The sequence below is a fragment of the Pseudomonas sp. 2995-3 genome (assembly GCF_002742565.1).
Lineage (GTDB): Bacteria > Pseudomonadota > Gammaproteobacteria > Pseudomonadales > Pseudomonadaceae > Aquipseudomonas > Aquipseudomonas edaphica.
The window spans coordinates 30,493-44,617 of sequence record NZ_LJSB01000178.1 but is presented as its reverse complement, the minus strand read 5'-3'; the positions used below and the strand labels follow the sequence as shown (position 1 = coordinate 44,617).

Below are 14,125 nucleotides of genomic sequence, written 5' to 3'. Positions count from 1 at the left end.
CTTGGCCTTTTGCAAGCAAACTCGGTGTTTTCGCCGGTGGTGTCCCCAAATCGAGGGTGACCAAGCATGCAAGAAAGCGTGATGCAGCGCATGTGGAACAGCGGCTATCTTTCAGGTGGTAACGCTGCCTATGTGGAAGAGCTTTATGAGCTCTACCTGCACGACCCTAACGCTGTGCCAGAAGAATGGCGCACCAAATTTCAGACGTTGTCTTCAGACGGCAACGCTGCCACCGATGTATCGCACGCAACAATTCGCGATCAATTTGTGCTGCTGGCAAAGAACCAGCGCCGCGCCCAACCGGTTTCCGCCGGTAGCGTGAGCAGCGAGCATGAGAAGAAGCAAGTTGAAGTATTGCGACTGATCCAGGCTTACCGGATGCGTGGCCACCAGGCGGCCCAGCTTGACCCGCTGGGGCTCTGGAAGCGTCCTGCACCTGCTGACCTGTCGATCAATCATTACGGCTTGACCAATGCCGATCTTGATACGACCTTCCGTGCCGGCGACCTGTTCATCGGCAAAGAGGAAGCGAGCCTACGCGAAATTCACGAAGCGTTGCAGCAGACATATTGCCGCACCATCGGCGCTGAGTTTACGCACATCACCGATTCCGAGCAGCGCCACTGGTTCCAGCATCGCCTGGAAGGTGTGCGTGGCCGTCCGGTTTTGTCCGCCGACGTGCGCAGCCACTTGCTGGAGCGCGTGACCGCGGCCGAAGGTCTCGAGAAATACCTGGGTACCAAATACCCGGGCACCAAGCGTTTCGGCCTGGAAGGCGGCGAAAGCCTCATTCCAATGCTCGACGAGCTGATCCAGCGTTCCGGTTCCTACGGCACCAAGGAAATCGTGATCGGCATGGCTCACCGTGGTCGCCTGAACGTGTTGGTCAACACCTTCGGCAAGAACCCGCGTGAACTGTTCGACGAGTTCGAAGGCAAGAAGAAGGTCGAGCTGGGTTCCGGTGACGTCAAGTATCACCAGGGCTTCTCGTCCAATGTAATGACTACCGGCGGTGAAGTTCACCTGGCCATGGCCTTTAACCCGTCCCACCTGGAAATCGTTTCTCCGGTGGTCGAGGGTTCGGTGCGTGCTCGCCAGGATCGTCGTAACGATTCCACCGGTGAGAAAGTCCTGCCGATTTCCATCCACGGTGACGCGGCGTTCGCCGGTCAAGGCGTGGTCCTGGAAACGTTCCAGATGTCGCAGACTCGCGGCTTCAAGACCGGCGGTACGGTTCACATCGTCATCAACAACCAAGTCGGTTTCACCATCAGCAACCCGCTGGACGCGCGCTCTACCGAGTACGCGACCGACGTTGCCAAGATGATCCAGGCGCCGATCCTCCATGTGAATGGTGATGATCCGGAAGCCGTGTTGTTCGTGACCCAGCTCGCCATCGACTACCGCATGCAGTTCAAGCGTGACGTGGTCATCGACCTGGTTTGCTACCGCCGTCGCGGTCACAACGAAGCGGATGAGCCGAGCGGCACCCAGCCGTTGATGTACCAGCAGATCACCAAGCAGCGCACCACCCGTGAACTGTACGCCGACAGCCTGATTACGGCCGGCGTGGTTGACGATGCGCGTGTTCAGGCGAAAGTCGACGAATACCGCAACGCGCTGGACAACGGCCTGCATGTAGTGAAAAGCCTGGTTAAAGAACCGAACAAAGAGCTGTTCGTGGACTGGCGCCCGTACCTGGGCCACGCCTGGACGGCGCGTCACGACACCTCGTTCGACCTCAAGACCCTGCAGGAACTGTCCGCCAAGCTGCTGGAAATTCCAGATGGCTTCGTGGTGCAGCGCCAGGTTGCGAAGATCTACGAAGACCGTCAGAAGATGCAAGCCGGCGGCCTGCCGATCAACTGGGGTTACGCCGAAACCATGGCGTACGCGACCCTGGCGTTCGAAGGTCACCCGATCCGCATGACCGGCCAGGACATCGGCCGTGGTACGTTCTCGCACCGTCACGCGGTACTGCACAACCAGAAAGACGCGACCACCTACGTACCGCTGCAACACCTGTACGAAGGCCAGCCACGTTTCGACCTGTACGACTCGTTCCTGTCCGAAGAAGCCGTACTGGCGTTCGAATACGGCTACTCCACCACCACGCCAAATGCGCTGGTGATCTGGGAAGCCCAGTTCGGCGACTTCGCCAACGGTGCCCAGGTGGTTATCGACCAGTTCATCACCAGCGGTGAGCACAAGTGGGGCCGTCTGTGCGGTCTGACCATGTTGCTGCCACACGGTTATGAAGGTCAGGGGCCGGAGCACTCCTCGGCCCGTCTGGAGCGTTACCTGCAGCTGTGCGCCGAGCACAACATCCAGGTGTGCGTGCCGACTACCCCGGCCCAGATCTACCACTTGCTGCGTCGTCAGGTGATCCGCCCGCTGCGCAAGCCGCTGGTAGTGCTGACCCCGAAATCGCTGTTGCGTCACAAATTGGCCATCTCGACCCTGGAAGATCTGGCCGACGGTTCGTTCCAGACCGTGATTCCAGAAATCGACACCCTGGACGCTGCCAAGGTCACTCGCCTGGTCCTGTGCAGCGGCAAGGTTTACTACGACTTGCTGGAAAAACGCCGTGCCGAAGGCCGCGAAGACATCGCCATCGTGCGTATCGAGCAGCTTTACCCGTTCCCGGAAGACGACCTGATGGAGGCCATCGCGCCTTACACCAACCTCACCCACGCGGTGTGGTGCCAGGAAGAACCGATGAACCAGGGCGCGTGGTACAGCAGCCAGCATCATTTGCGTCGCAGTATCGGTAACCACAAAACAGGCCTGGGCCTGGAGTACGCCGGTCGTGATGCTTCTGCTGCACCTGCGTGTGGTTATGCGTCGATGCACGCCGAGCAGCAGGAAAAACTGCTGCAAGATGCTTTCACTGTTTAACGCCTTCGCGCTGACTGAAACCGAATTTTAAGGACCCACAGATAATGGCTATCGAAATCAAAGCCCCGTCATTCCCGGAATCGGTTGCCGATGGCACCGTTGCCACCTGGCACAAGAAACCAGGCGACGCTGTAAAGCGTGACGACCTGATCGTCGACATCGAGACCGACAAAGTCGTTCTGGAAGTGTTGGCCGAAGCTGACGGCGTGCTGGGCGCGATCGTGGCTGAAGAGGGCGCTACCGTCCTGTCGAACCAGATCCTGGGCTCGATCGAAGCGGGCGGCGCTGCTGCTCCTGCTCCGGCCGCCGCTGCTGCTCCAGCTGCCGCACCTGCCGCTGCCGCTCCGGCTGCAGGTGGTGAAGACCCGATCGCTGCACCGGCTGCGCGTCAGCTGGCTGAAGAAAACGGCATCAACCTGGCGTCCCTCAAGGGCACCGGCAAAGACGGCCGCGTAACCAAGGAAGACGTGGTTGCTGCTGTCGAAGCCAAGAAAAACGCTCCGGCTGCTGCACCGGCCAAGGCTGCAGCACCTGCTGCCGCTGCGCCTGTGTTCGCTGCTGGCGACCGTACCGAGAAGCGCGTACCGATGACCCGCGTGCGTGCCACCGTGGCCAAGCGTCTGGTTGAAGCGCAGTCGAACATGGCGATGCTGACCACCTTCAACGAAGTCGACATGACTGAAGTCATGGCCCTGCGTTCGAAGTACAAGGATCTGTTCGAGAAGTCCCACAATGGCGTGCGCCTGGGCTTCATGTCGTTCTTCGTGAAAGCGGCCACCGAAGCGCTGAAACGCTTCCCGGCAGTCAACGCTTCCATCGACGGCAGCGACATCGTTTACCACGGCTATGCAGACGTCGGCGTTGCCGTGTCCAGCGACCGTGGCCTGGTAGTACCGGTCCTGCGTAACGCCGAGCTGATGAGCCTGGCTGAAATCGAAGGCGGCATCGCCGGCTTCGGCAAGAAAGCCCGTGACGGCAAGCTGACCATCGACGAGATGACCGGCGGTACCTTCACCATCACCAACGGTGGTACCTTCGGTTCGATGATGTCGACCCCGATCGTCACCCCGCCGCAAGCTGCGATCCTGGGCATGCACAACATCATCCAGCGTCCGATGGCCATCAACGGCCAAGTCGTGATCCGCCCGATGATGTACCTGGCGCTGTCGTACGATCACCGCCTGATCGATGGTAAAGAAGCCGTGACTTTCCTGGTAACCATCAAGAACCTGCTGGAAGACCCGGCTCGTCTGCTGCTGGACATCTAAAGACGCAGCTGCAAGTTGCGAGCTACAAGCTGTAGGAAAAAGCAGCTTGGCTTGCAGCTTGTCGCTTGAAGCTTGTCGCTGAATAGAGGATCTATTTTCATGACACAGAAATTTGACGTTGTAGTGATTGGTGCCGGTCCTGGCGGCTACGTTGCCGCGATCAAGGCCGCACAACTGGGCCTCTCGACTGCTTGCATCGAAAAATACACCGACAAGGAAGGCAAACTGGCGCTGGGCGGTACTTGCCTGAACGTTGGTTGCATTCCTTCCAAGGCGCTGCTGGACAGCTCCTGGAAATTCCACGAAGCCCAAGACGGTTTCGCGATCCACGGCATCAACCATGCTGGCGTGACCATGGACGTGCCAGCAATGGTCGGCCGTAAAGCCAACATCGTTAAAGGCCTGACTTCCGGCGTTGCCACCTTGTTCAAGGCCAACGGCGTCACTTCCCTGCAAGGCCACGGCAAGCTGCTGGCTGGCAAGAAAGTTGAAATCACCAAGCCGGACGGCTCGGTTGAAGTCATCGAAGCCGAAAACGTGATCCTGGCACCAGGTTCGCGTCCAATCGACATTCCGCCTGCTCCTGTTGACCAGAACGTGATCGTTGATTCGACCGGCGCCCTGGAATTCCAAGCGGTTCCCAAGCGTCTGGGCGTGATCGGCGCTGGCGTAATCGGCCTGGAACTGGGTTCGGTATGGTCGCGCCTGGGTTCTGAAGTGACTGTGCTGGAAGCCCTGGACACGTTCCTGCTGGCTGCCGACACTGCAGTGTCCAAAGAAGCGCTGAAAACCCTGACCAAGCAAGGTCTGGATATCAAACTGGGCGCCCGTGTTACCGGTTCCAAGGTCAACGGCGAAGAAGTCGTTGTGACCTACACCGATAAAGAAGGCGAGCAGACCATCACCTTCGACAAGCTGATCGTAGCCGTGGGTCGCCGTCCAGTGACCACCGACCTGCTGGCTTCCGACAGCGGCGTGAACATCGACGAGCGTGGTTTCATCCACGTTGACGATCATTGCGCTACTACCGTGCCAGGCGTGTATGCCATCGGCGACGTGGTTCGCGGTATGATGCTGGCGCACAAGGCTTCCGAAGAAGGCATCATGGTTGTCGAGCGCATCAAGGGTCATAAAACCCAGATGAACTACGACCTGATCCCATCGGTTATCTACACCCACCCGGAAATTGCATGGGTCGGCAAGAACGAACAGCAGTTGAAAGCTGAAGGCGTTGAAGTTAACGTCGGCACCTTCCCGTTTGCCGCTTCTGGCCGTGCCATGGCAGCTAACGACACCGGTGGTTTTGTCAAAGTCATCGCTGATGCCAAGACTGACCGCGTATTGGGCGTCCACGTGATTGGCCCGAGCGCTGCAGAACTGGTTCAGCAGGGCGCGATCGGTATGGAATTCGGCACCAGTGCCGAAGACCTGGGCATGATGGTCTTCTCCCATCCGACCCTGTCCGAAGCGTTGCACGAAGCAGCGTTGGCAGTGAATGGCGGCGCCATCCACATCGCCAACCGCAAGAAGCGCTAAGCGAGATAATAAGAAACCACGGCGGAGTTGCCCGTCGTGAGCCTTGCGCGCAAGACTCACCGCGGAATATCCGCTGGACGCAGCCTTGCACAGTTTTACGGGTCTTAAGCCTCGCAAATTGTGCAAGCAGCAGTCACAGGTGGTGCGGCACTCATAATGAGCGCAGCGCCGAATGCGCAGTACCTAACGAAGACGGTAAAAAGCATGAATCTTCACGAGTATCAGGGTAAGCAGCTGTTCGCTGAATACGGCCTGCCAGTATCCAAGGGTTACGCAGTAGACACCCCGGAAGCAGCAGCAGAAGCTTGCGACAAAATCGGTGGTACCGAATGGGTTGTCAAAGCCCAGGTCCACGCCGGTGGTCGCGGTAAAGCGGGCGGCGTCAAGCTGGTTCGCAGCAAAGAAGACGCCAAGGCCTTCGCACAGCAGTGGCTGGGCAAGCGTCTGGTGACTTACCAGACTGATGCCAATGGCCAACCAGTCACCAAGATCCTGGTTGAATCGTGCACTGATATCGCTAAAGAGCTGTACCTGGGCGCTGTCGTTGACCGTTCGAGCCGTCGCATCGTGTTCATGGCTTCCACCGAAGGTGGCGTGGACATTGAGAAGATCGCCGAAGAAACCCCAGAAAAAATTCTGAAAGCCACTATCGATCCACTGGTTGGCGCTCAGCCATTCCAGGGTCGCGAGCTGGCTTTCCAGCTGGGCCTGGAAGGCAAGCAAGTTGCCCAGTTCGCCAAGATCTTCGTAGGTCTGGCCAAACTGTTCCAGGATCACGATCTGGCCCTGCTGGAAGTGAACCCGCTGGTGATCAAGGCTGACGGCGATCTGCACTGCCTCGACGCCAAGATCAACATCGACGCCAACGCCATGTACCGTCAGCCTAAGCTGAAGACTTTCCACGATCCGTCGCAAGACGATCCGCGCGAAGCGCACGCTGCCAAGTTCGAACTGAACTACGTAGCCCTGGAAGGTAACATCGGTTGCATGGTCAACGGTGCTGGCCTGGCCATGGGTACCATGGACATCGTCAACCTGCATGGCGGCAAACCAGCCAACTTCCTCGACGTGGGCGGCGGTGCTACCAAAGAACGCGTTACCGAAGCGTTCAAGATCATCCTGTCCGACTCCAACGTCGCAGCAGTATTGGTCAACATCTTCGGCGGCATCGTTCGTTGCGACATGATTGCCGAAGGCATCATCGGTGCAGTGAAAGAAGTTGGCGTTAAAATCCCGGTTGTTGTTCGCCTTGAAGGTAACAACGCTGAACTGGGCGCTAAAGTACTGGCAGAAAGCGGTTTGAACATCATCGCGGCTACCAGCCTGACCGACGCTGCTCAACAAGTTGTCAAAGCTGCGGAGGGCAAATAATGAGCGTCCTGATCAATAAAGACACCAAAGTTATCTGCCAGGGTATTACCGGTTCGCAAGGTAGTTTCCACACCCAGCAAGCCATCGAATACGGCACCAAGATGGTTGGTGGTGTTACTCCTGGTAAAGGCGGTACCGAGCACCTGGGCCTGCCAGTGTTCAACACCGTGAAAGACGCTGTAGCTGCCACTGGCGCCACCGCCAGTGTGATCTACGTTCCAGCTCCTTTCTGCAAAGACTCGATCCTGGAAGCGGCATTCGGCGGCATCAAGCTGATCGTTTGCATCACCGAAGGCATTCCTACCCTGGACATGCTGGACGCTAAAGTTAAGTGCGACGAGCTGGGCGTAGTCCTGATCGGCCCTAACTGCCCAGGCGTGATCACCCCAGGCGAATGCAAGATCGGCATCATGCCAGGTCACATTCACTTGCCAGGTAAAGTCGGTATCGTTTCGCGTTCCGGCACCCTGACCTACGAAGCTGTCAAGCAGACTACTGACGCCGGTTTCGGTCAGTCGACTTGCGTCGGCATCGGCGGTGACCCGATCCCAGGTTCGAACTTCATCGACATCCTGAAACTGTTCCAGGAAGACCCGAAGACCGAAGCGATCGTGATGATCGGTGAGATCGGCGGTTCGGCTGAAGAAGAAGCGGCTGCCTACATCAAGGCACACGTGACCAAGCCGGTTGTTTCCTACATCGCTGGTGTGACTGCCCCTGCAGGCAAGCGCATGGGCCATGCTGGCGCTATCATCTCTGGCGGCAAGGGCACAGCAGACGAGAAGTTTGCTGCCCTGGAAGACGCAGGCGTTAAAACCGTGCGTTCGCTGGCAGACATCGGCAAGGCTTTGTCCGAGCTGACCGGTTGGGCTGTCAAGTAAGCCTCGCGCTTAGCTGACGCTTCACCACACAAAGGCCACCTTCGGGTGGCCTTTGTGCATTCTGGATTTGCCCATTTTTTGGCAGATTTACTCGGTCAAGTGTGGGAGCTGGCTTGCCTGCGATAGCAGTGTGTCAGCCAACACATTTGGCACAGACAGATCGCTATCGCAGGCAAGCCAGCTCCCACAGGGACGGCACTGCCAAATTAAGTATGAAAACGCGACATTTGGATGTCGCTTATCGGACAGTCCGCCCCGCAACAGTGCGTTTGTCGGCTTATTTCTGTACTCTAGCCGCCTCTTTATGCGTCCGCCTCCCAAAAGGAAGCCGCGCGCTAGACCGGTCGGTCCCCATCAGGGCCGGCAGCAGTTCCCTCATCCACAGGGAATCCCTCTCTAAATTCCGATTCAGTAGTGTGGTATTTCCTGAAATGAAAGTGTTGAAAAGCCAGGACATCCTGGCGTTAGGCTTTATGACTTTTGCCCTGTTCGTGGGCGCCGGCAACATCATCTTCCCGCCTATCGTTGGTTTGCAGTCCGGGCCTCACGTCTGGATGGCAGCGCTGGGCTTCCTGATCACCGCAGTTGGCTTGCCGGTGGTCACCGTGATCGCGCTGGCCAAGGTCGGCGGCGGCATGGACGCATTGAGCAGTCCGATCGGCAAGATCGCCGGTGGCCTGCTGGCGGCGGCGGCGTACCTGGCGGTAGGCCCGCTGTTCGCCACCCCGCGCACCGCGACCGTTTCGTTTGAAGTGGGCCTGGCGCCGCTGACCGGCGAAAGCCCGCTCGCGCTGTTCCTCTACAGCTCGGTGTACTTCCTGCTGGTGTTCTTCATTTCCCTGTACCCAGGGCGTCTGCTGGACACGGTAGGGCGTTTTCTCGCACCGTTGAAGATCATCGCCCTGGCCGTGCTGGGCATCGCTGCGTTTGCCTTGCCGGCCGGTGATGTGGGTGTTGCCACCCCGGAATACGTCGCTGCACCGTTCTCCCAGGGCTTTATCAATGGCTACTTGACCATGGATACCCTCGGCGCGCTGGTGTTCGGTATCGTCATCGTCAACGCGATTCGTTCCCGTGGTGTTGAGTCGCCAAAGCTGATCACTCGCTATGCGATCATCGCCGGGCTGATTGCCGGCGTGGGCCTGGCGCTGGTGTACATCAGCCTGTTCCGCCTGGGTTCGGGCAGCCACGCGGTGGCGGCCGGTGCCAGCAATGGCGCGGCAGTGCTGCACGCCTACGTGCAACACACCTTCGGCTCCCTGGGCAGCGGCTTCCTCGCGGTGTTGATCTCCCTGGCGTGCCTGGTCACCGCCGTGGGCCTGACCTGTGCTTGCGCCGAGTACTTCAGCAAAGTGCTGCCATTGTCTTACAAGACGCTGGTGGTGATCCTGGCGCTGTTCTCGCTGTTCGTGTCCAACCTGGGCCTGACCAAGCTGATTGCCTTCTCGATCCCGGTGCTCACCGCGATCTACCCGCCGTGCATCGTGCTGGTGGCCCTGAGCTTCTGCAAAGACTTCTGGCAGGAGCAGGGCCGTATTGTTGGCCCGGTGATGCTGGTGTCGTTCATCTTTGGTTGCATCGACGCGCTTAAAGGCGCTGGCTTGGCCGATTGGATGCCTGCACAATTGGCGCACCTGCCGCTGAGTGAGCAAGGCCTGGCATGGCTGGTGCCGTCGGTGATGACGCTCGGCGTGGCGGTAGTGGTTGACCGTATGCTCGGCAAGCGTAGCGAAGCCATCGCCTAAGCCGCGGTTTCACGCTGTACTGAAATGCCCCGTATCAATCGATACGGGGCATTTTTTATGCCTGCAAGACCACAACGCTCTAAAGTTGGAGTTCGGTCAATGTGGGAGCTGGCTTGCCTGCGATGGCGTCGGTTCAGTCACTGCTGTGTCGCCTGATCCACCGCCATCGCAGGCAAGCCAGCTCGCACATTTTTAACCGTGTTCGTCTTCATCCATCGTATACAAGGCCCCGCATGTCGTTCATCGAAACCAATCAAATCCACCTGCTGGCCGCCTTCTGGTTTGCCCTGTGCTGGGGTGGCTACACCCGCTATGCCAGTTGGAAAGCCCGAGACACCGCCTGCCTGGCCAGCGTGCTGCACCTGTATCGCGAAGACTGGATGCGCCGTATGCTGCTGCGCGATAACCGGATTGCCGACGCCAGTGTGATCGGCAACCTGGAGCGCAATGCCTCGTTCTTCGCCTCCAGCACGTTGATTATTCTCGCCGGTATTCTCACCGTGCTGGGCGCGTCCGAGCGTGCGGTATCGTTGCTGGCGGACATCCCCATGGTGCAGCAGGCGTCACAGGGCATGTCGGAAATCAAGCTGCTGTGCCTGGCGCTGGTGTTCGTCTACGCGTTCTTCACCTTCAGCTGGTGCATGCGTCAATACAACTTTGCCGCCGTGCTGGTGGGCTCAGCGCCGATGATCGGTGAGCGGCAGGTGTCGGAGCAGGAGCGCAAGGCATTTGCCCTGCGGGCGGCGCGGGTGATTTCGATGGCGGCCAACCAGTTCAACTTTGGCCTGCGCTCGTATTACTTCGGCATGACCATGCTGGCCTGGTTTGTCAGCCCCTGGTTGTTCATGTTGATGAGCAGCGGTGTGGTACTGGTGCTGTATCGCCGCGAGTTTCATTCCGACGTACTGCAGGTGATGGTTTATACGCCGACCGATATGCCGGTAGCCGAGCCGGCTAAAGAAACCGTGTCTTGATGAGTGGCACCCAGGGTTAATCAAATTCTATAAATCGCAGGCAAAGTAAAGCCCGCTATGTAAGCGGGCTTTCTTTTTGCAGCAAATGCCAGGCTATTAGTTCTTGGCAGGTTCTGCAGGTGCAGCTTCTTTCGCGGCGGCTTCGTTCGATTCAGCCTGAGCTTTGGCAGCATCGGCGTTTTCTTTCGCAGCGTCGTTCACTTTATCCTGTGCTTTCGCCATGTCCTTCTGAGCTTGCTCAGAATGCGCGGCGGCATCTTGGGCTTTGTCTTCGGATTTCTTATCGCAGGCAGCGAGACCGAGGGCAGCGGCCAACATCATGGAAATAGCTAAAGTCTTGCGCATGGGGTGTTTCTCCTTATTGAAGATATCTACTGGCCTTTCGAGCTTGGACGGCCAGCATTAGTTCCTTTTGTTTCAAAGATATATAAAACACCGTCACCCAGGAACTTTTGCGCCCACACCCGCACCGTGAAAACCCACACTAATAAGAGTCTGCACACATGACCGAAAATCCCTTGTTAGAGCGTGCCACACGCTTTGTTTTGGCCCTGCGCCATTGCCAGGTGCTGGGCATTATCGTGCATGCCGCCAGCGAGGAGGGCATGACGCTGGCCCTGCCTTACGGCCCTCATATCGTCGGTGACCCTCAGACCGGCGTGATTCACGGCGGCGCGCTGACCTCACTGATGGACACCGCCTGCGGCATGGCCACGCTGTGCGTACTGCCGGAGTTCGAGGTGTGCCCGACCCTGGATTTGCGCGTCGACTACATGCATCCCGCCGAGCCGCACAAGCCGGTGTATGGCTTTGCACAATGCTACCGGGTGACCACCGACGTGATCTTTACCCGTGGCTTTGCCTACCAGGATGATCCTCAGCAACCCATCGCCCATGTGGTGGGCACCTTCATGCGCATGGGCAAGCGCCTCAAAGGCACGCAAGGACTCGGCAATTCGATCAAGGGAGGCCAGGCATGACGCATCGATTCAAGACCCGCCTCGAACAGGCCCATGAGCGCGGCGACTATGAGGCGTTGCTCAACCTGGTGCCCTACGCCAAGCTGATCGGCATCGAATGCTCAAGGTTGGGGGATGAGCTGCTGTTTCGCCTGCCGGCCAACAAGGACAATATTGGTAACCCGATATTGCCAGCGCTGCACGGCGGTGTGATCGCAGGCTTTATGGAACTGTCGGCAGCGTTACATTTGCTGGTATTTACCGGTGCGCCAGGTTTGCCGAAAATCATCGATTTTTCCCTGGATTACCTGCGTGCCGGGCAGTTTCGCGACACTTACGCCAAATGCCAGGTGTGGCGCCAAGGCCGCCGGGTGGCGAATGTGGCGATCACCGCCTGGCAAAGCACCGCCGCTGAGCCGATTGCCACCGCTCGCGCACATTTCAAAATTGAGGAATTGGTGCGCCCTTGAAATCCTGGTCTTAGCCCCCAACTTTGATGACAACCCGCCGCCAACCCTTTCGGGCGCGGCCACTGCCATCCAATTGGAGTTTGATGACCATGAGTGTGGAAACTCAAAAGGAAACCCTGGGCTTCCAGACCGAGGTGAAGCAACTGCTGCACCTCATGATCCATTCGCTGTATTCCAACAAGGAAATCTTCCTTCGCGAATTGATCTCGAACGCCTCTGACGCTGTCGACAAATTACGTTTCGAAGCCCTCTCCAAGCCTGAGTTGCTGGAAGGTGGCGCCGAACTGAAAATCCGTGTGAGCTTCGACAAGGACGCCAAGACCGTCACCCTCGAAGACAACGGCATCGGCATGAGCCGCGAAGACGCGATTACCCATCTGGGTACCATCGCCAAATCCGGCACCGCAGACTTCATGAAGAACCTGTCGGGCGACCAGAAGAAAGATTCGCACCTGATCGGCCAGTTCGGCGTGGGCTTCTATTCGGCCTTCATCGTCGCCGACAAGGTTGAAGTATTCAGCCGCCGCGCCGGCCTTGACGCCAGCGAAGGCGTGCACTGGGCCTCCAAAGGTGAGGGCGAGTTCGAAATCGCCACTGTCGACAAGGCTGACCGTGGCACGCGTATCGTGCTGCACCTCAAAGCCGCTGAAGATGAATTCGCCGACGGCTACCGACTGCGCAATATCATCAAGAAATACTCCGACCACATCGCTTTGCCGATCGAACTGCCGAAAGAACAAGCGGCTGTCGAGGGCGAAGAGAAACCTGCCCAGGAATGGGAAGTGGTCAACCGTGCCAGCGCCTTGTGGACCCGCCCTCGTACCGAAGTCAAAGACGAGGAGTACCAGGAGTTCTATAAGCACATCGCTCACGACTACGAGAACCCGCTGAGCTGGAGCCACAACAAGGTCGAAGGCAAGCTGGAATACAGCTCGCTGCTTTATGTACCTGCCCGTGCCCCATTCGATCTGTACCAGCGTGAGGCGCCAAAAGGCCTGAAACTGTACGTGCAGCGTGTGTTCGTGATGGACCAGGCGGAATCGTTCCTGCCGCTGTACCTGCGCTTCATCAAAGGTGTGGTCGACTCCAACGACCTGTCGCTGAACGTGTCGCGGGAAATCCTGCAGAAAGACCCGATCATCGACTCCATGAAGTCGGCGCTAACGAAGCGCGTGCTCGACATGCTGGAAAAACTGGCGAAGAACGAGCCTGAGCAATACAAGGGCTTCTGGAAAAACTTCGGCCAGGTCATGAAAGAAGGCCCGGCAGAAGATTTCGCCAACAAGGAAAAAATCGCCGGCCTGCTGCGTTTTGCCTCGACTCAGGGTGACGACGGCGAGCAGATCGTGTCGCTGGCCGAGTACCTGGCACGCGCCAAGGAAGGTCAGGACAAGATCTACTACCTGACCGGCGAAACCTACGCCCAGGTCAAGAACAGCCCGCACCTGGAAGTCTTCCGCAAGAAAGGCATCGAAGTGCTGTTGTTGACCGACCGTATCGACGAGTGGCTGATGAGCTACCTCAGCGAGTTCGACGGCAAGACCTTCGTCGACGTGGCCCGTGGTGACCTGGACCTGGGTAACCTGGACTCCGAAGAAGAGAAGAAGGAAGCCGAAGAGGTCGCCAAGGCCAAAGAAGGCCTGGTTGAGCGGATCAAGACTGCCTTGGGCGATGCCGTCAGCGAAGTGCGGGTTTCCCACCGTCTGACCGACTCTCCGGCGATTCTGGCCATCGGTGAGCAGGACCTGGGCATGCAGATGCGTCAGATCCTCGAAGCCAGCGGGCAGAAAGTGCCGGATTCCAAGCCGATCTTCGAATTCAACCCGGCTCACCCGCTGATTGAGAAACTCGATGGCGAGCAGAGTGAAGAGCGTTTTGGCGACCTGTCGCACATCCTCTTCGACCAGGCAGCCCTGGCTGCCGGTGACAGCCTTAAAGATCCGGCCGCGTATGTGCGCCGCCTGAACAAGCTGTTGGTTGAACTGTCGGTTTAACACCGTTGTAGAAAAACCCGCTTCGGCGG

The 14,125-nt window shown here is 58.2% G+C and carries 11 protein-coding genes; 10 read left to right on the top strand and 1 reads right to left on the bottom strand.

The genetic code is table 11. The annotated features are described in order from the left end of the window. The first annotated feature begins 66 nt into the window (after positions 1-66). The 7 genes from AOA62_RS14800 (at position 67) to AOA62_RS14770 (ending at position 10,673) form a co-directional block, all read left to right on the top strand. The gene (locus tag AOA62_RS14800; protein WP_017134445.1) at positions 67-2,898 is read left to right on the top strand and encodes a 2-oxoglutarate dehydrogenase E1 component; all 2,832 of its coding nucleotides are present in this window, start codon (positions 67-69) and stop codon (positions 2,896-2,898) included. Positions 2,899-2,942: 44 nt separating this feature from the next. Beyond that, complete coding sequence (gene odhB / locus AOA62_RS14795) at positions 2,943-4,166, top strand: 2-oxoglutarate dehydrogenase complex dihydrolipoyllysine-residue succinyltransferase (RefSeq protein WP_099549026.1); 1,224 nt, start codon at positions 2,943-2,945, stop codon at positions 4,164-4,166. Positions 4,167-4,265: 99 nt separating this feature from the next. Further along, positions 4,266-5,702, top strand: a complete 1,437-nt coding sequence (gene lpdA / locus AOA62_RS14790) for a dihydrolipoyl dehydrogenase (protein WP_017134447.1) — start codon at positions 4,266-4,268, stop codon at positions 5,700-5,702. Between the two features lie 204 nt (positions 5,703-5,906). Then, a complete protein-coding gene (sucC, locus tag AOA62_RS14785; protein WP_003210567.1) occupies positions 5,907-7,073 on the top strand; it encodes an ADP-forming succinate--CoA ligase subunit beta in 1,167 nt (388 codons plus the stop codon). Continuing rightward, positions 7,073-7,954: a succinate--CoA ligase subunit alpha gene (gene sucD / locus AOA62_RS14780; RefSeq protein WP_003210566.1), complete on the top strand. Its 882-nt coding sequence runs from the start codon at positions 7,073-7,075 to the stop codon at positions 7,952-7,954. Before sucC ends, sucD begins: the two co-directional genes overlap by 1 nt. Before the next feature lie 431 nt (positions 7,955-8,385). After that, complete coding sequence (brnQ, locus tag AOA62_RS14775; RefSeq protein WP_056859730.1) at positions 8,386-9,699, top strand: branched-chain amino acid transport system II carrier protein; 1,314 nt, start codon at positions 8,386-8,388, stop codon at positions 9,697-9,699. A 233-nt stretch (positions 9,700-9,932) separates the two neighbouring features. Then, the gene (locus AOA62_RS14770; RefSeq protein WP_017134479.1) at positions 9,933-10,673 is read left to right on the top strand and encodes a DUF599 domain-containing protein; all 741 of its coding nucleotides are present in this window, start codon (positions 9,933-9,935) and stop codon (positions 10,671-10,673) included. 96 nt (positions 10,674-10,769) lie between these two features. Here the strand turns inward: AOA62_RS14770 and AOA62_RS14765 are convergent, their stop codons facing one another. Continuing rightward, positions 10,770-11,018, bottom strand: a complete 249-nt coding sequence (locus tag AOA62_RS14765) for a hypothetical protein (protein WP_099549025.1) — start codon at positions 11,016-11,018, stop codon at positions 10,770-10,772. Between the two features lie 158 nt (positions 11,019-11,176). On the opposite strand from AOA62_RS14765, the gene AOA62_RS14760 reads away from it, so the two are divergent. From AOA62_RS14760 to htpG, 3 genes are all read left to right on the top strand, one after another. Next, positions 11,177-11,653, top strand: coding sequence for a PaaI family thioesterase (locus tag AOA62_RS14760; protein ID WP_099549024.1), 477 nt, complete (start codon positions 11,177-11,179; stop codon positions 11,651-11,653). Beyond that, positions 11,650-12,102, top strand: a complete 453-nt coding sequence (locus tag AOA62_RS14755) for a PaaI family thioesterase (RefSeq protein ID WP_017134476.1) — start codon at positions 11,650-11,652, stop codon at positions 12,100-12,102. Before AOA62_RS14760 ends, AOA62_RS14755 begins: the two co-directional genes overlap by 4 nt. 89 nt (positions 12,103-12,191) lie before the next feature. Then, a complete protein-coding gene (gene htpG / locus AOA62_RS14750; protein WP_099549107.1) occupies positions 12,192-14,096 on the top strand; it encodes a molecular chaperone HtpG in 1,905 nt (634 codons plus the stop codon). Positions 14,097-14,125 lie beyond the last annotated feature (29 nt).

Bases quoted from the DNA above. Each gene is read 5' to 3' on its own strand.
- AOA62_RS14800 (WP_017134445.1), top strand. From the start codon at position 67: ATGCAAGAAAGCGTGATGCAGCGCATGTGGAACAGCGGCTATCTTTCA.
- odhB (WP_099549026.1), top strand. From the start codon at position 2,943: ATGGCTATCGAAATCAAAGCCCCGTCATTCCCGGAATCGGTTGCCGAT.
- lpdA (WP_017134447.1), top strand. From the start codon at position 4,266: ATGACACAGAAATTTGACGTTGTAGTGATTGGTGCCGGTCCTGGCGGC.
- sucC (WP_003210567.1), top strand. From the start codon at position 5,907: ATGAATCTTCACGAGTATCAGGGTAAGCAGCTGTTCGCTGAATACGGC.
- sucD (WP_003210566.1), top strand. From the start codon at position 7,073: ATGAGCGTCCTGATCAATAAAGACACCAAAGTTATCTGCCAGGGTATT.
- brnQ (WP_056859730.1), top strand. From the start codon at position 8,386: ATGAAAGTGTTGAAAAGCCAGGACATCCTGGCGTTAGGCTTTATGACT.
- AOA62_RS14770 (WP_017134479.1), top strand. From the start codon at position 9,933: ATGTCGTTCATCGAAACCAATCAAATCCACCTGCTGGCCGCCTTCTGG.
- AOA62_RS14765 (WP_099549025.1), bottom strand. From the start codon at position 11,018: ATGCGCAAGACTTTAGCTATTTCCATGATGTTGGCCGCTGCCCTCGGT.
- AOA62_RS14760 (WP_099549024.1), top strand. From the start codon at position 11,177: ATGACCGAAAATCCCTTGTTAGAGCGTGCCACACGCTTTGTTTTGGCC.
- AOA62_RS14755 (WP_017134476.1), top strand. From the start codon at position 11,650: ATGACGCATCGATTCAAGACCCGCCTCGAACAGGCCCATGAGCGCGGC.
- htpG (WP_099549107.1), top strand. From the start codon at position 12,192: ATGAGTGTGGAAACTCAAAAGGAAACCCTGGGCTTCCAGACCGAGGTG.